This window comes from Mycobacterium sp. 852002-51057_SCH5723018 (genome assembly GCF_001667035.1).
GTDB lineage: Bacteria > Actinomycetota > Actinomycetes > Mycobacteriales > Mycobacteriaceae > Mycobacterium.
On record NZ_LZIR01000110.1, the window covers coordinates 1 to 18,990 of the forward strand.

Sequence of the window (18,990 nt, forward strand, 5' to 3'; positions counted from 1 at the left end):
ACGAATTGCGCACCCCGCTCGCCGCGATCCGCGGCTACACCGAACTCACCCAGCGGATGGGCGACGACCGCGAGGCGGTGGCGCACGCGATGAGCCGGGTGGCGTCGGAGACCCAGCGGATCACGCGCCTCGTCGAAGACCTGCTGCTGCTGGCCCGCCTGGACTCCGGCCGGCCGCTGGAACGCGAACCGGTGGACCTGTCTCGCCTCGCGGTCGACGCCGTCAGCGACGCCCACGTCGCCGGGCCCGACCACCAGTGGGAGCTCGACCTGCCCGAGGAGCCCGTCGTCGTCACCGGTGATGCGGCGCGGCTGCACCAGGTGCTGACGAACCTGCTCGCCAACGCCCGGGTGCACACCGCCGCCGGCACCGTGGTGACCACGCGGTTGAGCGCCGAGCCGACGCACACGCTGCTTCAGGTGATCGACAACGGCCCCGGCATTCCTCCGGCACTGCAGTCCGAGGTTTTCGAGCGATTCGCGCGCGGCGATTCGTCGCGGTCCCGCAAGGGCGGCAGCACCGGGCTGGGCCTCGCGATCGTCTCCGCCGTCGTCAAGGCGCACAACGGGATCATCACGGTGGACAGCTCACCGGGCCGCACCGAGTTCACGGTGCGGTTGCCACTCAACGGGTGGCAACCGCCCGCAAGCACTTCTTAGATCACAGAGTTATGAGCAAGTCGCGTCGATTTCGAACGGCTTGTTCACCTGCTGCGTCGGGTTCGCCATGTCGACGCCGCTGGCGGTGCCGGTGACCTTGTAGGTGTTGCCGTCCTTGGTCGCCGAGGCGTTACCCTGACTCCCCTGGGCGTACTGCAGGGTCACGCCGTTGACGTTGCCGAGTTGGACGGCCTTCACCGTGGGCGGGCTGGCGTCTCCGAGCACGACGCTGATCCCGGTGGTGTTCCCACCGACCGCAATGGAGACATTGCCGCCAGCCTTGCTGCAGATGGTGGTGCCCTGGACGTTCTGGTCCTTGCCGTCGATGATGACCTTCGACGCGTTGTTGCCGCCGACCGACACGGAGCCTCCTGGCACCGAGGTCGAAACGCCACTCGACTTGTTGCTCGAACACCCCGATATCCCGGCAACCAGAATTGCCGCTCCAGCTGCCGCGACCGTCAGTCCACGCTTCACCTGTTCTCCTTTGCCCGATTTTTGCGGTCCTCGGCATTGAGGGCCGTCACGGCAGTATGCGTGTTTGCCGGACCGCGCACGACAGGTTCGATGAAAATTCTTTCCGAACGCTGGGAGCCGCATCGGTGGCAATGTATTGGCGGTGCAACACAAACCCCCCACCGCGGTCATCGAGTCCGCGCATCGCGACCTCGTCCTGCCCCTGCATGACACGGCGGATTTCGACAATGCCGATCGTGGATTCATCGCCGCCCTGTCCCCGTGCGTCATCAAAGCGACCGACGGCCGCGTCGTCTGGGACAACGACGGCTACTCCTTCCTCGGCGGCGCCGCGCCGCCGTCGGTCCACCCGAGCCTGTGGCGGCAGTCGACCCTGGCCGCCAAGCAAGGTCTCTACGAGGTGGTGCCGGGCATCTATCAGGTTCGCGGCCTGGACATCTCGAACATCACCTTCGTCGAGGGCGACACCGGCGTCATCGTCATCGATCCGCTGATTTCCACCGAGGTAGCGGCCGCGGCGCTGAGCCTCTATCGCGCCCACCGCGGCGGTGAACGCCCCGTGGTCGCGGTGATCTACACCCACAGCCACGTCGATCATTTCGGCGGCGTGCTGGGCGTCACCTCGCAGGCCGACGTGGACGGCGGCGCGGTGGCCGTACTGGCGCCGGAAGGGTTCATCGAGCACGCCGTCCAAGAGAACGTCTATGCGGGCCCGGCAATGCTGCGCCGCGCGACCTACATGTACGGCTCCATGCTGGCGCGTGGACCGCAGGGTCATGTGGGCTGCGGTCTCGGCCAGGCCACGTCCACCGGCGAGGTCGCCGTCATCGTTCCCACCGTCGTCATCCGGCAGACCGGGGAGAAGCACACCATCGACGGCGTGGAGATCGAGTTCCAGATGGCGCCCGGCACCGAGGCTCCCGCCGAAATGCACTTCTATTTCCCACGTTTCCGCGCGTTGTGCATGGCCGAGAACGCCACCCACAACCTGCACAACCTGCTCACCCTGCGCGGCGCGCTGGTGCGTGACCCGCACGCTTGGTCCGGCTACCTCACCGAGGCCATCGACACGTTCGCCGATCGCGCCGACGTGGTCTTCGCCTCCCACCACTGGCCCACCTGGGGCCGGGACAGCATCGTCGAATACCTGTCGCTGCAACGGGATTTGTACGCCTACCTGCACGATCAGACGCTTCGCCTGCTCAACCAGGGTAATACCGGGGTGGAGATCGCCGAGATGTTCCAGATGCCGCCCGCGCTGGACCGGGCCTGGCACACCCACGGGTACTACGGTTCGGTCAGCCACAACGTGAAGGCGGTCTACCAGCGCTACATGGGGTGGTTCGATGGCAACCCGGCCCGGCTGTGGCCCCATCCCCCGGAGGTTCTCGGCCCGCGCTACGTCGACGCGATGGGCGGCATCGACCGGGTCGTCGACCTCGCCCAGGACGCCTTCGACGCTGGCGACTTCCGTTGGGCGGCAACGCTATTGGACCACGCGGTCTTCACCGACAGCGAACACGGCGCCGCCCGCGCGCTGTATGCCGACACGCTGGAGCAGCTCGCCTACGGTGCCGAGAACGCGACGTGGCGGAACTTCTTCATGAGCGGGGCCACCGAATTGCGCGACGGAAACTTCGGCACCGCGGGCCAGGTCGCCTCGCCGACGATGCTTGCCCAGCTGACGCTGGAGCAGATCTTCGACAGCCTGGCCATCCGGGTCAACGGCCCGCGCAGCTGGGACCTCGACGTCGCCACCGACATCACGTTCGCCGATGCGTCGACCAACTACCGGCTCACCCTGCGCAACGGCGTGCTCGTCTACCGCAAGGTGGCCGCCGACCCCGCGACGGCGACCGTTACGGTCAAGCTGGACAGCAAGTTTCGCCTGCTCGCCATGGCAGTGGGCGACTTCACCTCACCGGGGCTGGAACTATCTGGTGACCAGTCGGCTCTGCAGGCCTTCCTCGGTGCGCTCGATCAACCCGACCCCAACTTCAACATCGTCACGCCGTAGCCTCACCGGCAGCCGCGGAACTAACGCACGACGTCTATGACGACCTTGCCCAAAACCTTGCGCTCGGCCACGTGCCGCAGCGCCGCCGCGGTCTCCGCCAAGGGGAACCGCGCGCCGATGTAGGGACGTATCGTGCCGGCGGCGAACATCCGCGCCAGCTCCGCCATGTCGCGCGCGGCCTCGTCGGGACGGTCGGCCATGAAGGTACGGATCTCCATGCCGCGCACGGTTATCCCCTTGAGCAGCACCAGGTTGAGCGGGATGGACGGGATCGTGCCGGAGGCGTAGCCGAGGGTGACGAACGTTCCGCCGCGGGACAGGCCGCGCAGCGCGGGCTCCGCGTAGGGGCCGCCGACCGGGTCGAGGACCACCCGCGCGGCGTCGCCGGTAAGCTCACGGATGCGCGCTTTGAGGTCTTCCCGGTCGTAGTCGACGGTCGCTTCGGCGCCCCGACGTCGGCACAGCTCGAGCTTTTCGGGGCTGGACGCCGCGGCGAGAACCCGGGCCTTCATGGCCGCCGCCAGATCGACCGCCGCCAGCCCCACACCGCCGGCGGCGCCCAGCACCACCACCCAATCGCCTTGCGCCACTTGGGCGATCGAACGCAGCGCGTGATATGCGGTGCGGTAGGTGACGCCGAACGCCGCGGCCGATGCGAAGTCCGCGCCGTCGGGTATCAGCGCCACCGATCCCGCGTCGAGCACCGCCCGCTCGGCGAACGCCCCGGTCGGGGTGGTCGCAAAGACCCGCTGACCCGGACGAAAGGGGGCGCCGTCGCCGACCGCCACCACCTCGCCGGCCAGTTCGCTGCCCGGAATGAACGGCACCGGAATCTTGACCTGGTACTTGCCGGCGATCAACAGCACGTCGGGAAAGTTGACCGCCGCGGCATGCACGCGAACCACCAGCTGGCCGGGACCGGGGACGGGCTCGGCGACGTCGTCGATCACCAAGTCTTCCGGCGTGCCGTAGGACCGGCACACGGCGGCGCGCATCAACTGACCCCCAGCCCATTCAGACAGAACCGCACCACGTGCGCGATGTCGTCGGGCCCGGGCCGGTCGGCCGAACCCATGTAGCGCCGCATGGTTGCCGCCGTGCAGCAGAACACCGCCTCGACGTCGCGCTCGACGTCGGTGCTGTCCAGCTCGGTAATGGGTTCGATCAGCAGATCCCGCAGCGGCCGCATCATTTCCTGATCGGCCGCGCGCCAGTTGGTGCCCGCCGACATCTGACCCGCCGCCGCGCGGCTCTTGCTCCTCAGGTGCGGCTCGGCGACCTGTGCCAGCGTGCCCTCGATCCAGCGCGCGATCTTGTCGCGCGGCTGGGACTCCTTGGCCATCTGATGCTGAAGGTAGGACACCACGATCGCCACCCCGCGTTCCATCACCGCCAGGATGAGATCGTCCTTGCCGGCGAAATACCGGTAGAACGCCTTGTTCGACGAGCCGGCCTCCGCGACGATATCGCTGACGCGAGGCGGGTCGGGCGCGACCCGTTCCATCACCCGCACCGCGGCCGCCAGAATGCGTTCCACCTCCTCGGTGGCATCGCGCTGGCGTTCGTCGAGCGCCCGCTCGACGGCCGCGGTCACCCTGCTACTGGTCAACGAGGTCGCCGTACTTGGCGCGGGCGGCTTCGCGGCGGACATCGAGCATTTCGCTGGGCCAGTCACCTTCTTCGGCGTCGTAGCCCTTGAGCAGCATCCGGGCCAGGTTGACCTTGTGCGCCTCGGTGGGACCGTCGGCCAGACCCAGCGCGATACCGCCGAGCAGCACGTTGACCAGCGGCAGCTGATCGGTGAGCCCGAGCGCGCCATGCACCTGGATCGCCCGCAGCGCAATGGATTTGAGGACCTGGGACGCCAGGATCTTGCATGCGGCGATTTCGGCGCGGGCGGCGCCTTCGTCGCCGTTGTCGATCAGCCATGCGGCGTGCAGCACGGTCAGCCGGAACGGTATCAACTCGGTGTAGGAGTCGGCCACGAACTCCTGCACCAGCTGCTTGTCGGCCAGCGAACTGCCTTGGGTGAAGCGGCTTTTGGCGCGGCGCGACATCATCTCGACGGCGCGCTGCGCCATACCGATGGAGCGCATCGCGTGATGCAGTCGGCCTCCGGCCAGCCGCGTCTGCAGGATCAGGAAGCCCTGGCCGGGCTCCCCAAGCAGCCCGTCCGACGACACCCGCACCCCGTCGTAGCGGACCAGGGAATGACCCGGCTCGTGCGGGTCAGCGCCCACCAGGTGGTGGTTGGCTTCCAGGATCAGCCCCTCGGTGCCGGCGGGTACCAGGAACGTCGAGGCACCGCGATGGACGGGCACGTCCGGATCGGTGATCGCGACCACGATGAAGAACGACGCGACAGCGGCATTGGAAGAGAAGTACTTTCGCCCGGTGATCACCCAGTCGTCCCCGTCGCGGACCGCCCGGGTGGTGAAGACCCGCGGATCCGCGCCGCCCTGCGGCTCGGTCATCGAGAAGCACGAGAAGATCTCGCCGGACAGCAGCCCGGACAGGTAGCGGTCCTTCTGGTCCTGGGTGCCGAAGCGGGCGATGATCTCCGCGTTGCCGGTGTCAGGCGCCTGCGTGCCGAACACGATCGGCGCCCACGGGCTACGGCCCAGGATCTCGTTGATCAGCGTCAGCTTGACCGCGCCGAAGCCCTGCCCGCCCAGTTCCGGGCCCAGATGCGGCGCCCACAGGCCTTGGTCGCGGACCTGCTGCTTGAGCGGGTCGACGATCCGGCGCCGCTCGTCGTTGAGCGGCAGGAACTCGCAGCCCGGGAACAACACCTCGAGCGGTTCGACCTCCTCGCGCACGAACTCGCGGATCCAGTCCAGCTTCTTTTCGAACTCCGGCTCGGTGGAGAAGTCCCAAGACATTCGATGTTCCTACCTTCCACTAGGTGGCGACCCGCCACGTCGCTTGGTGGCGACCCGCTGCGTCAAGGGATGCCACCGTCGGCGCGCAAGATGGAGCCGGTGGTGAAACTGGACGCGTCGGAAGCCAAAAACAATGCGGCGCCGATGATTTCACGCGGGTCTCCGGCACGCTGCAAAAAGAGGTGACCGAAGGCGTTGGTGTCGGCGTTCTCCAGACCCCACGCCTTGCTGACGTCGGTCAGGTAGGGTCCGGCCATCAGCGTGTTGACCCGAACGGCCGGCCCGAACGCCTGTGCCAGCCCTTCGGTCATCGCGTTGAGTCCGGCCTTGGCCGCGGCGTAGGGAACGATGCCGCCGTTGGGACGCAGTGACCCGGACGAGCTCACATTGATGATGGAGCCGCGACCGGAGGCCACCATCCGCTCGCCGATCAATGCCGATAACCGGAAGGGCCCCTTGAGGTTCAGGTTGACCACCGCGTCGAACAGCTTCTCGGTGACGTCGGTGAGCTTGTCGTAGAGCGGCGACATGCCCGCGTTGTTGATCAACGTGTCGACCTTGCCGAATCGGGCGTAGGTCGCGTCCACCAATCCGCCGAGTTGCTCCCAGCGTCCCACGTGCACCTGATACGGCAAGGCCGAGCGGCCTGTCTCGGCCTCGATCTCCTTGGCGGTGCTCACGCAGTTGTCGAAGTTGCGGCTGGCGATCACCACGTCGGCGCCGCAGCGCGCGGCACCGAACGCCATTTCGCGGCCCAGGCCGCGGCTGCCGCCGGTAATCAGCACGACGCGGTCGGTGAGGTCGAAAAGCTCGTCGGCGTAACCCATTTCAGCGTGTACTTGCCAGCTCGGCCGCCGTGGCGATCAGCTGCGGGATCATCGCCCCGAAGGTTTCGGTGATCTTGGGGTCCACCTTCTCGGTGCGCACCCCGGCGGCGTAGGTCTTCTCCAGCACGATCCCCAGCTTCCAGTTGGCCAGCACGAGGTAGTAGTCGATGTTCTCGGTGGAAAGCCCGCTGACCTTTTCGTAGTGCTCGAGCAGCTCGCTGCGGGTCGGCATGCCGCGCATGTCCAGGTAGAACCCGTCGGCGCGCGGCTCCTCGCCGTCGTAACCCAGCAGCGCCCAGGCGAGATCCAGCAGCGGATCTCCGACCGTCGTCATCTCCCAATCCACGATGGCGGCCAACCGAGCCGGCTCCCCGTGCGCGAACATCACGTTGGCGAACTGGTAGTCGCCGTGCATGATGCCGGGCTGGTACTGGGCGGGCCGGTTGTTGCGCAGCCAGTCGGCGGCCTCGTTCAGGCCGGGAAGCTCGCGCACCTTGTAGGCGTCGAGAAACTTCAGCCAGCGGTCGACCTGTCGTTCGTGGAACCCGTCGGGCCGGCCGAACCCCTCGAGCCCGTGGCCGCGCCAGTCCACCCGGCCCAGCTTGGCCGCGCCCTCGATCAATTGGAACGCCAGCCCGCGCCGCGCGTGCAGGTCGGTGTCGAACGGCGCCTGCCACCCGCCGTCCATCGGGCTCCACCCGTCGATCGCCTGCATTACGTAGAACGGCATGCCCAGCACCGTGCCGGTGTCGTCGGCGGCGATCAGCGCCGCGTGCGGGACGTCGGTGCCCGACAGCGCCCGCACCAGCCGGATCTCGCGCAGCAGGCCATCGATGCGAGCCGCGTCGGCGCGCGCTCCGGGCATGCGCAGCACCATGCGCATGCCGCCCCGCTCGATCAGATAGAGGGTGTTCTGCGAACCACCCTTGAGCTGTTGCAGCACCGGTTGTTCGCCGCCGCCCGGTGCGCTGTTCGCATCGAGCCAGCGGGCAAGGACGCGCGCGTCCAGTTGGGTTTCGCCGACGCTCGTCATTGTGCACACCCCGATCTCCGTATGGAGAATAGCATTCTCGGGCTGCTTTGCTAGTTCTTACTTCGGTTTGTGTGCGCTGAGCAGGAAGCCCGGGGCCATGAAGTGGCCCTCGTCGTCATGTTCGACGTTCGGCGACGGGTCCGGTGCGGACGCCAATGCGGCCGCGTTCCCATAGAGCTTCGCGGGCCGCAGGTCGTCGACCCGCCACATGGTAGAGACGGCGTCGCGCAACTCGGTCTCGGCAAAACCGCGCGGGCCGGGCCGGTCACCCTCGCCTGGGTCGCCCAATGCCCCGGCGGCGAACGCCAGGATGTACAACGACGCCCCCGGCGCGGCCGCGCGGAAGATCGACCGCAGATAGTCCTGGCGCTTGTCGGGCGGCAGCGCGTGGAAGAGCCCGCTGTCCAGGATGGTGGAGAAGCGGCAGTCATACCCGCCGAAGTCGGTGACGTCGGCCTGCGCGAACCTCGCCGTTGTCAGCCCTTGTGCGGCCGCCGCCGCGGCCGCGGCCTCGACCGCCGTCGCGCTGGCGTCCAGGCCGACCACTGTGTAGCCGCGCGCGGCGAGCGCCAGCGACAGGGCGGCATGGCCGCAGCCGGCGTCCAGCACGTCGCTTCGCACCTTGCCTTCCTCGATGAGCGCGGCCAGCTCGGGCTGCGGCCGGCCGATGCTCCACGGGGGTGGCGTGTCCTGTCGATAGGCGGCGTCCCAATCCATGCTCGGCTGGCTCATCTGTCCTCCTTCTGGTCGAACCTGACGGGTGCGGTGAGAGAGTTAACGACGCTCCTCACCACACCCAACCACTCGGAGGCAGGAACTGACATGCAAGTGCTGCTGGTCCGGCATGCGCTTCCGCTGCGCAGCGAACACGGCGAGGGCTCGGACCCGGACTTGTCGGAGCAGGGGCTGCAGCAGGTCGAGCGATTGCCCAAGGCGCTCGCCAGGTTTCCCATTTCGCGGGTTGTCAGCAGCCCGCAGCGCCGCGCCGTTCAGACCGCGGAACCGGTCGCGGTGGCCCGCCGGCTGAGCCTCGAGATCGACGATCGATTCGCCGAGTACGACCGCGACCTTTCGCTGTACATCCCCGTGGAGCAGATCCGTGCGGAAAGACCGGACGAATGGGCGCGGCTTGCGCAGGGGCACCTGCCCAGCGCGGTCGACGAAGACGCGTTTCGCGCGCGCGTCCGCGCCGCGGTCGACGATTTGGTCTCCGCCGCCGATCCCGAGGACACGGTCGCGGTGTTCAGCCACGGGGGAGTGATCAACGTGCTGCTGCACGAGATCCTCGGCACGGCCCGGCTGTTGTCGTTTCCCGTCGACTACGCGTCGGTGACCCGGCTGTTGTTCTCGCGGTCCGGCCAGGCGACGGTGGCGGGCGTCAACTGCACCGAGCACGTGTGGGACTTGCTGCCCCGGAACCAGCGGTGAGTCGCCGCGTCGCGCGGTGGTAAACAAGTCCGGTGACTTCCGCTGACCGACTCGAAGGGCTCGACCTGGGCTCGCTGGACCGGTATCTGCGTTCGCTCGGGATCGAACGCGACGGCGAGTTACGGGCCGAGTTCATCTCCGGTGGCCGTTCGAACCTGACGTTCCGGGTGTATGACGACGCCTCGGACTGGTTGGTGCGGCGCCCGCCGCTGCACGGGCTGACGCCGTCGGCGCACGACATGGCCCGCGAATACAAGGTGGTCGCCGCGCTGCAAGACACACCCGTTCCCGTGGCGCGCGCGATCGCGCTGTGCCAGGACGATTCGGTGCTGGGCGCGCCGTTTCAGATCGTCGAATTCGTGGCCGGGCAAGTGGTGCGCCGGCGCGCCCAGCTCGAGGCCTTCAGTCACACCGTGATCGACGGTTGCGTCGACTCGTTGGTCCGGGTGCTCGTCGACCTGCACAGCGTCGATCCGAACGCCGTGGGGCTGGCCGATTTTGGCAAACCCAGCGGATACCTGGAGCGCCAGGTGCGACGCTGGGGTTCGCAGTGGGATCTGGTCCGGTTGCCCGACGACCACCGCGACGCCGACGTCGAGAGTCTGCATTCCGGTCTGCGCCAAGCCATTCCGCAGCAGAGCCGCACGTCGATCGTGCACGGCGACTACCGGATTGACAACACCATCCTGGACCTCGACGACCCGACGCACGTTCGTGCCGTGGTGGACTGGGAGCTCTCGACGCTGGGCGACCCGCTCAGCGACGCGGCGCTGATGTGCGTGTACCGCGACCCCGCGCTCGACCTGATCGTCAACGCCCAAGCCGCCTGGACCTCGCCGCTGCTGCCGACGGCCGACGAGCTCGCGGACCGCTACTCGCTGGTGGCCGGCCTGCCGTTGGCGCACTGGGAGTTCTACATGGCGCTGGCGTACTTCAAGCTCGCCATCATCGCCGCCGGCATCGATTTCCGGCGACGGATGTCGGAACTGGCTCAGGGCAAGGACGACACGTCGGAACAGCAGCCCGAGGTGGTGGCGCCGCTGATCGCCCGCGGCCTGGCCGAGCTGGCCAAGCTGCCGGGCTAGTCAGGTCGATTGTGCACTGACGGCTTTCTGTGTGCGCTGGCGGCGGGAATTCGACCGCTTTTCCCACCCAGGACTCACCCGCGAAGCCGAGGATTCACACTCGCAAAGCCAGGGCTAGAGGGGCCGTGTGCCCGCGTGCGGCGTCTTGGCCGCGCGGCGCAGCTGAAGGATTCGCGCGGTGCCCGCCGCCACGGTGATCAGCCCGCCCACCACCGCCGCCAGCAGGATCGACACGCCCAGCGGCAGGCTCCAGTGCCAGGCCAAGAACGTTATCGGCGTCGACGTCGTGTTTTGGGCTATGAAGATCAGCAACAGAATCAGGATCAGGAAGCCGGCGATCAGGAATGACCACAAGGCGCCGGCGCGGGTAAAGCCGACGGCCGGGTTCTTGGATGTCTCGCGCGGCGCCGGAGGGGGCGGGGGAGGCGGGACAGGGGTTTGGCCGCTCATACTGTCATCTTTGTCCCATCCTGCACGGATTGAAACAAATCCGGGCAAAACCATCCGCGCGACCTGCACCTCTGGCGGCGGCGGCTCGGCGATTCTGCCGTTACTGTCTGCGGTATGAGGATGCTGCCGCGCGTGCATCGCGCGACCGTCCACGCCGCAATGTCGCTGGCGACGCTGTGTCTGATCACGGCCTGCAGCAACGCCGATCCGCTGGGCGCGGAGACCCGCAGCCCAAAATCCATCGTGGTCGGCTCCGGCGACTTTCCCGAATCGGAGATCGTCGCCGAGATCTATGCGCAAGCCCTACAGTCCAATGGCTTTGAAATCGGGCGGCGGATGGGGATCGGCAGCAGGGAGACTTATATCCCTGCGCTGAAAGACCATTCCATCGACTTGGTGCCGGAATACATCGGCAACCTGCTGTTGTACTTCGCACCCGACTCCACCGCGACCATGCTCGACGCCGTCGAACTGGAGTTGTACAAGAAATTGCCCGGTGACCTGTCGATCCTGACACCGTCACCGGCGTCCGACACCGATACGGTCACCGTCACCAGCGGCACAGCCAGCGCCTGGGACCTGAAGACCATCGGCGACTTGGCGGCGCACTCGCCCGACGTGCGATTCGGAGCGCCATCGGCGTTCGAGGCGCGCCCGTCCGGGCTGCCGGGCCTGCGGCAGAAATACGGGTTGAACATTAGTCCGGGCAACTTCGTCGCCATCAACGACGGCGGCGGGGCGGTGACCGTGCGCGCCCTGGTGGAGGGAAGGGTGACCGCCGCCAATGTTTTCAGCACGTCGCCGGCCATACCGCAAAATCACCTGGTGGCACTCGACGACCCGGAGCACAACTTCCTGGCCGGCAACATTGTGCCGCTGGTGAATTCGCAAAAGAAGTCGGACCGGCTCAAGAACGTGCTGGACGCCGTCTCGGCGAAGCTGACCACCTCCGGGCTGGCCGCACTCAACGCCGCGGTGTCGGGCAACTCCGGCGTCGACCCCGACCAGGCGGCACGAAACTGGGTGCGCGACAACGGCTTCAACCATCCGATCGGGCAATGACGTTGATCGTCTTCGACAATGTGAGCAAGGTGTTCGCCGACGGCACCACGGCCGTCGACCGGCTGAGCCTGGTCGTCCCCACGAGCAAGCTGACCGTGTTCGTCGGGTCGTCGGGCAGCGGCAAAACCACGGCGGTGCGGATGATCAACCGGATGATCGACCCGACCTCCGGCACCATCACGGTCGACGGGAGGGACGTCGCGGGCGTCAACCCGGTGCAGCTGCGCCTCGGGATCGGGTACGTCATCCAGCACGCCGGGCTGATGCCCCATCAACGGGTGATCGACAACGTCGCAACGGTTCCCGTGCTGAAGGGTCAATCCCGCCGCGACGCCCGCAAGGCCGCCTACGAGGTGCTCGAACGCGTCGGGCTGGACCCCAAGCTCGCCAACCGCTATCCCGCGCAGCTTTCCGGCGGTGAACAGCAACGCGTCGGGGTGGCCCGCGCGTTGGCCGCCGATCCGCCCATCTTGTTGATGGACGAGCCGTTCTCGGCCGTCGACCCGGTGGTGCGCCATGAGCTGCAGAACGAAATACTGCGTCTGCAAAGCGAATTGCACAAGACCATCGTCTTCGTCACGCACGACATCGACGAGGCGCTGCGGCTCGGCGAACGGGTGGCGGTGTTCAAGGACGGCTGCCTGCAGCAGTACGACGAACCCGGGCAGCTGCTTTCGCGGCCGGCCAACGAGTTCGTGGCCAGGTTCATCGGGCTGGGCCGCGGTTATCGATGGTTGCAGCTGATGGATTCTGCCGGATTGCCACTGCACGACATCGACCGCATCGCAGCCGACCGCCTCTCCGACACCGGCCTTCCCGACGGCTGGGCGCTCGTGGTTGACGACGCGGGCGCGGCGCTGGGCTGGATGGACGCCGAGGGCCTGCGCCGGCACCGCGCCGGCGCATCGCTGGCCGACAGCATGACCGCCGCCGGTTCGCTGTTCCGCCCCGCCGGCAATCTCAGTCAGGCGCTCGACGCGGCGCTGTCGTCGCCGTCGGGGGTGGGCATCGCGGTCGACGACGGGGACAAGGTGATCGGCGGCGTGCTGGCCGACGACGTGCTGGCAGCGGTGGAAGCCCGACGGCGAGCGTGACGATGCACTACCTGCTGACCCACCTCGACGATGCCTGGGCGTTGACCATGGTCCATCTGCGGCTGGCACTGGTGCCGGTGCTCATCGGGTTGGCGATCGCGGTGCCGCTGGGCGTGCTGGTGCAGCGCGCGCCGATCCTCCGACGGATCACGACGGCAACCGCTGCGGTCGTGTTCACCATCCCCTCGCTGGCGCTGTTCGTGGTCTTGCCGACGATCATCGGCACCCGGATCCTCGATGAGGCCAACGTCATCGTCGCGCTGACGGCCTACACCGCCGCACTGCTGGTGCGCGCGGTGCTCGAGGCGCTCGACGCGGTGCCCGCCGAGGTGAGCGACGCCGCCACCGCAATCGGCTACCCGACCATCAAGCGGATGCTGAAAGTCGAGCTTCCGCTGTCGATCCCGGTGCTGGTCGCCGGATTGCGCGTGGTCGTGGTGACCAACATCGCGATGGTCTCCGTCGGCTCGGTGATCGGCATCGGTGGCCTGGGCACCTGGTTCACCGAGGGCTACCAGACCGACAAGAGCGACCAGATCGTCGGCGGCATCATCGCCCTGTTCGTGCTGGCGGTCGTCATCGACGTCCTCATCGTGGTGTCCGGTCGGCTGGCCACGCCGTGGGAGCGCGCCGCGCGCGGGCCCCGGCGGCGGTCGGTGGTGGCCCCGGTGGTGGGCGGCGCGCGATGAACTTCGTCCAACAGGCGATGTCCTACCTGCTGACCGCCGACCACTGGACCGGTCCCGTCGGGCTGGCGGCGCACACCTTGGAGCACCTCGAGTACACCGCCGTCGCGGTGGGCGCGTCGGCGCTGATCGCCGTGCCGATCGGGCTGATCATCGGGCACACCGGCCGCGGCACCCTGCTGGTGGTGGGCGCGGTCAACGGGCTGCGCGCGCTGCCGACGCTGGGGGTGCTGCTGCTCGGGGTGCTGCTGTTCGGGCTGGGCATGGGGCCGCCGCTGGTTGCCCTGATGTTGCTGGGCGTGCCGTCGCTGCTGGCCGGCGCCTACGCGGGCATCGCCAATGTCGACCCGACGGTGGTCGACGCCGCCCGCGCGATGGGCATGACCGAGACCCAGGTGCTGTTGCGCGTCGAGATACCCAACGCCCTGCCGTTGATCCTGGGCGGGTTGCGCAACGCGACGCTGCAGGTGGTTGCCACCGCCACGGTGGCCGCCTACGCCAGCCTCGGCGGGCTGGGGCGATACCTGATCGACGGGATCAAGGAGCGCCAATTCCAGCTCGCGCTCGTCGGTGCGTTGATGGTGGCCGCGCTGGCGCTGATCCTCGACGGCCTGCTGGCGGGCGCGGTGTGGGTGTCGGCGCCCGGTACCGGTCGGTTACGTGGCGGCGTCGCTTGGCGCAACAACGTGACGCCGCCCGCAGTTGCCACCAAACCCGCCGCGATGGCTGGACACGTCTTACGGTAGAAGTGTGAACGCAGCCCCCTCTGGTCCCACGCGGCGTGTGTGGCAGGCGATGCTTACCTGGCGTGCACAGGACATCTCCCGGATGGAATCGGTGCGAGTCCAGTTGTCCGGCAGGCGAATCAAGGCCAACGGCCGCATCGTGGCGGCGGCCACCGCCCACAATCCGGCGTTCGGTGCCTACTACGACTTGCAGACCGACGAGACGGGTGCCACCAAGCGCTTCGGGTTGACCGTCACGCTGGCCGAGCGGGAGCGTGTGCTCTCCATCGCCCGCGACGAGGAAAACATGTGGTTGGTGACCGACCACCAGGGCGAGCGGCGCGCTGGATACAACGGCGCGCTCGACGTCGATGTGGTGTTCAGCCCGTTCTTCAATGCCTTGCCGATCCGGCGCCTCGGCCTGCACGAACGGGCGGACTCGGTCGCGCTGCCGATGGTCTATGTGAACGTGCCCGACATGTCCGTGAGCGCGGCGACGGTGAGCTACACCAGCGAGGGACGCCTCGACGGGATCAAGTTGCGCTCCCCGGTCGCCGACACCGCCGTGAGCGTCGACGAGGACGGGTTCATCGTCGACTATCCAAGCTTGGCAGAGCGGATCTGATCACCCCACCAGCCCGGCCGGCGGCGGCCAGTTCGTCGCGCCAATTCTGCGCGCCGATGAGGACGGTGAAGATGTCGGAGCGCGGGAAGCTGTCGTAACGCGTGCGCGCGGCGTGGCCGGCGTCGATGAGGTCCGCCAGCGAGTTGCGGGAGGCCAGTGACTCGCGGGCACGGCCGAGCAATTCGATGACCTTGTCGACCGCCGGCAGCAGCTGGGTGGCGTTGCTCTCGCACATCGCCCGCACCAGCTCCGGGGCGGTGCCGGCCACCCGGGTGCCGTCGCGGAACGACCCCGCGGCCAGCGCGAAGGCCAGCGGGACTTCGGCGGCGGTGACGGCCAGCGCCTCGGCGAGCAGGTGCGGCAGATGCGAGATGGCGGCCGCCGCGGCGTCGTGCTCGTCGGATTTGGCCGGCACCACCAAGGCACCGCAGTCCAGCGCCAGTGTCATCACCATCGACCACACCCCGGGGTCCACATGGTCGTCGACGCTGACCACCCACGGCGCCCGGGTGAACAACCCCGCGTACCCGGCGGCCCAGCCCGAGTCCGCGGTGCCCGTCATCGGGTGGCCACCCACGAAGCGTTCCAGCAGGCCGGCCGCGACGACTTCGTCGAGCACCGCTGTTTTGACACTGGTGACGTCGGTCAGCGGGCAGTTGGGGGCCAGTTCGCTGACGTGGGCCAGCAATCCCGGCAACGCCGGCATCGGCACGGCCAGGACGATCAGCGCGCCGGCGGCGGCGGCGCGGGTGAGCGTGTCGGTGAGGTCCGTGCTGGCATCGAAGCCGTCGGCGACGGCCGAGTGGGCGCCCTGGACCGACCGGTTGTAGCCGAACACTTCACGGCCGGCCGCCGTGGCGGCCCGCATTATCGAGCCGCCGATCAGGCCCAGCCCGAGCACGCACACGGGTGTCTTGGAAAGGGGGCCGGCCACAGTCCAAGGTTGGCACAATCTCCGCGAGGAGGTGCTTTCAGGTGTCGCCTGCGCCGGGCGTTCGTCCGGTCTCCGTCTGGCCAGCGGGCCTGGTCAGCGACTAGCGTAAGCGCCCATGGGAGCACAGCGGGCGTCTGCGCAGGGCCCGTCCGCGGACATACCGGACGGCTTCGGCGTTGCGGTCGTGCGCGAAGAGGGACGATGGCGCTGCACTGCGATGTCCTCGAAGGCGCTGACGAGCCTCCAGGCAGCCGAGACCGAACTGCGTGAACTGCGCAGTGCTGGTGCTGTCTTCGGCCTTCTCGACATCGACGACGAATTCTTCGTCATCGTGCGCCCGGCACCCGCCCGGACCCGGCTGTTGCTGTCGGACGCCACCGCGGCGCTGGACTACGACATCGCCGCCGAAGTGCTGGACAGCCTGGACGCCGAAATCGGTCCCGAGGACCTCGAGAACGCCGAACCCTTCGACGAGGGCGATCTGGGGGTGCTGTCCGACATCGGGCTGCCCGAGGCGGTGCTGGGGGTCATCCTCGACGAGAGCGACCTGTACGCCGACGAGCAGTTGGGCCGCATCGCCCGGGAAATGGGCTTCGCCGACGAGCTGTCGGCGGTGATCGACCGCCTCGGTCGGTGACCGCAAGCGCGGCGGAGCCGGGCGCAGCGGGTCGCCGCCATCAGCCTCGGTCGGTGATCGCAAGTGCGGCGGAGCCGGGCGCAGCGGGTCGCCGCCATCAGCCCCGGTCGGTGATCGCTGACGAAGAGCTGATCCGTACCGCGCTGTCGGTCGCTGCGACGGCCGGTCCGCGCGACGTGCCGATCGGCGCGGTGGTGATCGGCGCCGACGGAACGGAGCTGGCCCGGGCGGTGAACGCCCGTGAGGCACTCGGCGATCCGACCGCACACGCCGAAATCCTGGCCATGCGCGCGGCGGCCGGCGTGCTCGGCGACGGGTGGCGGCTGGAGGGGACCACTCTGGCCGTGACCGTGGAACCGTGCACCATGTGCGCCGGCGCGCTGGTGCTGGCTCGGGTCGCGCGGCTGGTGTTCGGGGCATGGGAGCCGAAGACGGGGGCGGTCGGGTCGCTGTGGGACGTGGTCCGCGACCGGCGGCTCAACCATCGCCCCGAAGTGCGCGGCGGCGTGCTCGCGCAGGAGTGCGCCGCGCCCCTGGAGGCGTTTTTCGCCCGCCAGCGATTGGCGTGAGTTGCCCCCGGGCGTCGAGATGGCCGTGAGGGCTGTGATCGTCCGCGCAAGCACAACCATGGCGGCAATCTCGATGCGCCCGCCAGCGATTGGGGTGACCGGCCGGGCGTTCGGTAAGCTGCCTGGCGGTGGCGTGTCCGAGCGGCCTAAGGAGCACGCCTCGAAAGCGTGTGACGGCTAACACCGTCCGAGGGTTCAAATCCCTCCGCCACCGCCATAGCCCTGGGCCCTGCCTAGCAGGTAAAAGGGTATTTCCCTGTTTGCTGGCTGGTGTCGTGCCCACCCGTTGCCCACGTTTTGCCCACACCCGCGACTGAATATGAGTTATGCAGGGTGACCGCAATTGCGTCCAGATCGGTGTCGAACAGGTCGGCGTACGTGTCCAAAGTGACCTTCGCGCTCTTATGGCCCAGCATCCCGCCGCCATCGTCACGATCACCATCAGCTGACCGGAGGCCACAATGACCATGACCACGAAGCGCGCACGGCGCGCACCAGCCAACGACGGCACCACCGTCACCGTCACCGGGCCGCACCTCGTATTCCACGACGGCGAGCAACGCGCCGGCACCCTGACCGGCGTCCCCGCCGACACCGCCGAGCACTGGCAGCGCGACGGCTGGGTCACCATCATCGAGGACAAACCGAAGGCTCCGGCCAAGGCCGAATAGGACCGGCGGCGGCGGGGCGTCAAACCCGCCTGCGATCGGGCAAGGTACGGCCACGACGGTTGAGTTCTGCTCCTTTCCCGCCCGCCCCCACACCGGCCCCCCCCCCCCGCCACACCGCAGACCCCCACCCACGCACACACCGCAAACGACAGGGGAGCGGCCTCTACAACCCCTTTTGGCCCCGCTTTCATGTGACAATCGCCTAATGGTGGGGGAACAACAAGATCCTGATTCTGAGCGAGTCCGGCTCGAATACGCGCGCATCGCGCTCGGCATGCTCAACAGTCATGTCATCGAAGGCGGCCCCAAATCGACGGCGATAGATCAGTGGAAGGGATTGATCTACGAGGAGGCCGATAAAGTTGGCGACGATAAGGCAGTAGCGGTGGCGTCCACCAAAGTTGCAACCGGCATGACTTACGTCGCGTGGGAATTGCTGGCCATGCGCGAGTCCGAAACCGGCCGCAAGGTCACCGAAACGCTCGAGCATCTTGGCCGCGTGTTCAACCCGCCGGGTAAGTAACCCAAACTCTGCCTTGGCGTGGAGGCACCAGCGCATTGTTCACGATCGAAACCGCCGCGAAGGCGTCGGAGGTGACCGTCAACGGACGCACCTACCAACGACGCGCACTCGACCAATCCCGAGTAGGTGTTGACCAATGCCCCGACCCCGCCGCCAATGCCCCGGCGACAACGGCCGCTGCACCAACCTCATCACCAGCGGGCAGAAGTACTGCGACGACCACCAGCCGGAACCATGGCGAGGGCCACGCACCGCATCATCAACCATCACCAGGACCCGCGCATGGCAACGCTTCGACGCATGATCCTGCAACGCGACCGCTACCAATGCCAGATCCGCACCGAAGGGATCTGCACTGGCCCGCCAGCGTGGTCGACAAGATCATCCCGGCCGCGCGCCGACCAGACCTCGTCATGAACCCGACCAACTGCCGCGCCGCCCGCCCACCATGCAACAACCACAAAGCACGCACCGCCGACAGGACAGCATGATCATTTGCCGACGGCCCGAGAATGGGGAGGGCGTGGCCTGGTGCCCAGCCGCCGTCTGCCGATAAGGCACTGGAAATTTCTGCCTGTACGCTTCCCCACACTTCGCGGGATGCGC

General features: G+C 67.9%; 22 protein-coding genes and 1 tRNA gene. 14 read left to right on the forward strand and 9 right to left on the reverse strand.

Features of this window, described 5'->3' with window-relative positions; all coding sequences use genetic code 11:
• On the forward strand, nt 1–659 hold a 659-nt coding region (locus A5764_RS22125), incomplete at its 5' end, for a cell wall metabolism sensor histidine kinase WalK (RefSeq protein ID WP_231989785.1).
• Between the two features lie 9 nt (nt 660–668).
• On the opposite strand, the gene A5764_RS22130 is transcribed toward A5764_RS22125, so the two are convergent.
• On the reverse strand, nt 669–1,136 hold the full coding sequence (locus A5764_RS22130; protein ID WP_067117227.1) for a lipoprotein LpqH: 468 nt from the start codon (nt 1,134–1,136) through the stop codon (nt 669–671).
• 136 nt (nt 1,137–1,272) lie between these two features.
• On the opposite strand from A5764_RS22130, the gene A5764_RS22135 reads away from it, so the two are divergent.
• Nucleotides 1,273–3,153: an alkyl/aryl-sulfatase gene (locus A5764_RS22135; RefSeq protein ID WP_197501671.1), complete on the forward strand. Its 1,881-nt coding sequence runs from the start codon at nt 1,273–1,275 to the stop codon at nt 3,151–3,153.
• A gap of 20 nt (nt 3,154–3,173) precedes the next feature.
• On the opposite strand, the gene A5764_RS22140 is transcribed toward A5764_RS22135, so the two are convergent.
• The 6 genes from A5764_RS22140 to A5764_RS22165 all read right to left on the reverse strand — a co-directional run bounded on the left by A5764_RS22140 (nt 3,174) and on the right by A5764_RS22165 (nt 8,627).
• Entirely contained in the window at nt 3,174–4,148 is a 975-nt protein-coding gene (locus A5764_RS22140; RefSeq protein WP_067117233.1) for an NADPH:quinone oxidoreductase family protein, read from the reverse strand.
• Complete coding sequence (locus A5764_RS22145; RefSeq protein ID WP_067117236.1) at nt 4,148–4,804, reverse strand: TetR/AcrR family transcriptional regulator; 657 nt, start codon at nt 4,802–4,804, stop codon at nt 4,148–4,150. Before A5764_RS22145 ends, A5764_RS22140 begins: the two co-directional genes overlap by 1 nt.
• Nucleotides 4,752–6,035: an acyl-CoA dehydrogenase family protein gene (locus A5764_RS22150; protein ID WP_067117239.1), complete on the reverse strand. Its 1,284-nt coding sequence runs from the start codon at nt 6,033–6,035 to the stop codon at nt 4,752–4,754. The genes A5764_RS22145 and A5764_RS22150 overlap by 53 nt, the downstream gene beginning before the upstream one ends.
• 62 nt (nt 6,036–6,097) lie before the next feature.
• On the reverse strand, nt 6,098–6,862 hold the full coding sequence (locus A5764_RS22155) for an SDR family NAD(P)-dependent oxidoreductase (protein ID WP_067117242.1): 765 nt from the start codon (nt 6,860–6,862) through the stop codon (nt 6,098–6,100).
• Nucleotide 6,863: 1 nt separating this feature from the next.
• Nucleotides 6,864–7,895: a phosphotransferase family protein gene (locus tag A5764_RS22160; protein ID WP_067117245.1), complete on the reverse strand. Its 1,032-nt coding sequence runs from the start codon at nt 7,893–7,895 to the stop codon at nt 6,864–6,866.
• 57 nt (nt 7,896–7,952) lie between these two features.
• Complete coding sequence (locus tag A5764_RS22165; RefSeq protein WP_067117248.1) at nt 7,953–8,627, reverse strand: class I SAM-dependent methyltransferase; 675 nt, start codon at nt 8,625–8,627, stop codon at nt 7,953–7,955.
• Nucleotides 8,628–8,717: 90 nt separating this feature from the next.
• On the opposite strand from A5764_RS22165, the gene A5764_RS22170 reads away from it, so the two are divergent.
• Together A5764_RS22170 and A5764_RS22175 are read left to right on the forward strand one after the other, a co-directional pair.
• Nucleotides 8,718–9,323 carry a histidine phosphatase family protein gene (locus A5764_RS22170; protein ID WP_067117251.1) on the forward strand — a complete coding sequence of 202 codons (606 nt, stop codon included), beginning with the start codon at nt 8,718–8,720 and terminating at the stop codon, nt 9,321–9,323.
• Nucleotides 9,324–9,355: 32 nt separating this feature from the next.
• Nucleotides 9,356–10,408 carry a phosphotransferase family protein gene (locus A5764_RS22175; RefSeq protein WP_067117254.1) on the forward strand — a complete coding sequence of 351 codons (1,053 nt, stop codon included), beginning with the start codon at nt 9,356–9,358 and terminating at the stop codon, nt 10,406–10,408.
• A 114-nt stretch (nt 10,409–10,522) separates the two neighbouring features.
• Here A5764_RS22175 and A5764_RS22180 read toward each other — a convergent pair whose 3' ends face one another.
• Nucleotides 10,523–10,858, reverse strand: a complete 336-nt coding sequence (locus tag A5764_RS22180) for a lipopolysaccharide assembly LapA domain-containing protein (RefSeq protein WP_067117257.1) — start codon at nt 10,856–10,858, stop codon at nt 10,523–10,525.
• A 114-nt stretch (nt 10,859–10,972) separates the two neighbouring features.
• Here A5764_RS22180 and A5764_RS22185 point away from each other — a divergent pair, with 114 nt between their 5' ends.
• The 5 genes from A5764_RS22185 to A5764_RS22205 are packed head-to-tail and all read left to right on the forward strand — an operon-like array spanning nt 10,973 to nt 15,050.
• Entirely contained in the window at nt 10,973–11,920 is a 948-nt protein-coding gene (locus A5764_RS22185) for an ABC transporter substrate-binding protein (protein ID WP_067117260.1), read from the forward strand.
• Nucleotides 11,921–11,922: 2 nt separating this feature from the next.
• Complete coding sequence (locus A5764_RS22190; protein ID WP_067117317.1) at nt 11,923–13,014, forward strand: ABC transporter ATP-binding protein; 1,092 nt, start codon at nt 11,923–11,925, stop codon at nt 13,012–13,014.
• 2 nt (nt 13,015–13,016) lie between these two features.
• A complete protein-coding gene (locus A5764_RS22195; protein WP_067117262.1) occupies nt 13,017–13,703 on the forward strand; it encodes an ABC transporter permease in 687 nt (228 codons plus the stop codon).
• Complete coding sequence (locus A5764_RS22200) at nt 13,700–14,446, forward strand: ABC transporter permease (RefSeq protein WP_067117314.1); 747 nt, start codon at nt 13,700–13,702, stop codon at nt 14,444–14,446. Before A5764_RS22195 ends, A5764_RS22200 begins: the two co-directional genes overlap by 4 nt.
• Before the next feature lie 4 nt (nt 14,447–14,450).
• Entirely contained in the window at nt 14,451–15,050 is a 600-nt protein-coding gene (locus A5764_RS22205) for a putative glycolipid-binding domain-containing protein (protein WP_067117265.1), read from the forward strand.
• On the opposite strand, the gene A5764_RS22210 is transcribed toward A5764_RS22205, so the two are convergent.
• Complete coding sequence (locus tag A5764_RS22210; RefSeq protein ID WP_082951839.1) at nt 15,013–15,957, reverse strand: prephenate dehydrogenase; 945 nt, start codon at nt 15,955–15,957, stop codon at nt 15,013–15,015. The genes A5764_RS22205 and A5764_RS22210 overlap by 38 nt on opposite strands.
• A gap of 142 nt (nt 15,958–16,099) precedes the next feature.
• Between A5764_RS22210 and A5764_RS22215 the strand changes: the two genes are divergently transcribed.
• The 5 genes from A5764_RS22215 (at nt 16,100) to A5764_RS22235 (ending at nt 18,384) form a co-directional block, all read left to right on the forward strand.
• On the forward strand, nt 16,100–16,621 hold the full coding sequence (locus tag A5764_RS22215; protein ID WP_067117271.1) for a tRNA adenosine deaminase-associated protein: 522 nt from the start codon (nt 16,100–16,102) through the stop codon (nt 16,619–16,621).
• A gap of 110 nt (nt 16,622–16,731) precedes the next feature.
• Nucleotides 16,732–17,190: a nucleoside deaminase gene (locus A5764_RS22220; protein WP_067117275.1), complete on the forward strand. Its 459-nt coding sequence runs from the start codon at nt 16,732–16,734 to the stop codon at nt 17,188–17,190.
• Nucleotides 17,191–17,317: 127 nt separating this feature from the next.
• A tRNA-Ser gene (locus A5764_RS22225) sits at nt 17,318–17,407 on the forward strand.
• 250 nt (nt 17,408–17,657) lie between these two features.
• Complete coding sequence (locus A5764_RS22230) at nt 17,658–17,861, forward strand: hypothetical protein (protein ID WP_231989786.1); 204 nt, start codon at nt 17,658–17,660, stop codon at nt 17,859–17,861.
• A gap of 205 nt (nt 17,862–18,066) precedes the next feature.
• Complete coding sequence (locus tag A5764_RS22235; protein WP_067117280.1) at nt 18,067–18,384, forward strand: hypothetical protein; 318 nt, start codon at nt 18,067–18,069, stop codon at nt 18,382–18,384.
• The last annotated feature ends 606 nt before the right edge of the window (nt 18,385–18,990 follow it).

Excerpts from the sequence above, each read along its gene's own strand:
- A5764_RS22150 (WP_067117239.1), bottom strand. The coding sequence starts at position 6,035 with ATGTCTTGGGACTTCTCCACCGAGCCGGAGTTCGAAAAGAAGCTGGAC.
- A5764_RS22200 (WP_067117314.1), top strand. The coding sequence starts at position 13,700 with ATGAACTTCGTCCAACAGGCGATGTCCTACCTGCTGACCGCCGACCAC.
- A5764_RS22180 (WP_067117257.1), bottom strand. The coding sequence starts at position 10,858 with ATGAGCGGCCAAACCCCTGTCCCGCCTCCCCCGCCCCCTCCGGCGCCG.
- A5764_RS22170 (WP_067117251.1), top strand. The coding sequence starts at position 8,718 with ATGCAAGTGCTGCTGGTCCGGCATGCGCTTCCGCTGCGCAGCGAACAC.
- A5764_RS22230 (WP_231989786.1), top strand. The coding sequence starts at position 17,658 with ATGACCACGAAGCGCGCACGGCGCGCACCAGCCAACGACGGCACCACC.
- A5764_RS22145 (WP_067117236.1), bottom strand. The coding sequence starts at position 4,804 with ATGTCCGCCGCGAAGCCGCCCGCGCCAAGTACGGCGACCTCGTTGACC.
- A5764_RS22140 (WP_067117233.1), bottom strand. The coding sequence starts at position 4,148 with ATGCGCGCCGCCGTGTGCCGGTCCTACGGCACGCCGGAAGACTTGGTG.
- A5764_RS22185 (WP_067117260.1), top strand. The coding sequence starts at position 10,973 with ATGAGGATGCTGCCGCGCGTGCATCGCGCGACCGTCCACGCCGCAATG.
- A5764_RS22160 (WP_067117245.1), bottom strand. The coding sequence starts at position 7,895 with ATGACGAGCGTCGGCGAAACCCAACTGGACGCGCGCGTCCTTGCCCGC.
- A5764_RS22165 (WP_067117248.1), bottom strand. The coding sequence starts at position 8,627 with ATGAGCCAGCCGAGCATGGATTGGGACGCCGCCTATCGACAGGACACG.
- A5764_RS22215 (WP_067117271.1), top strand. The coding sequence starts at position 16,100 with ATGGGAGCACAGCGGGCGTCTGCGCAGGGCCCGTCCGCGGACATACCG.
- A5764_RS22195 (WP_067117262.1), top strand. The coding sequence starts at position 13,017 with ATGCACTACCTGCTGACCCACCTCGACGATGCCTGGGCGTTGACCATG.
- A5764_RS22155 (WP_067117242.1), bottom strand. The coding sequence starts at position 6,862 with ATGGGTTACGCCGACGAGCTTTTCGACCTCACCGACCGCGTCGTGCTG.
- A5764_RS22235 (WP_067117280.1), top strand. The coding sequence starts at position 18,067 with ATGGTGGGGGAACAACAAGATCCTGATTCTGAGCGAGTCCGGCTCGAA.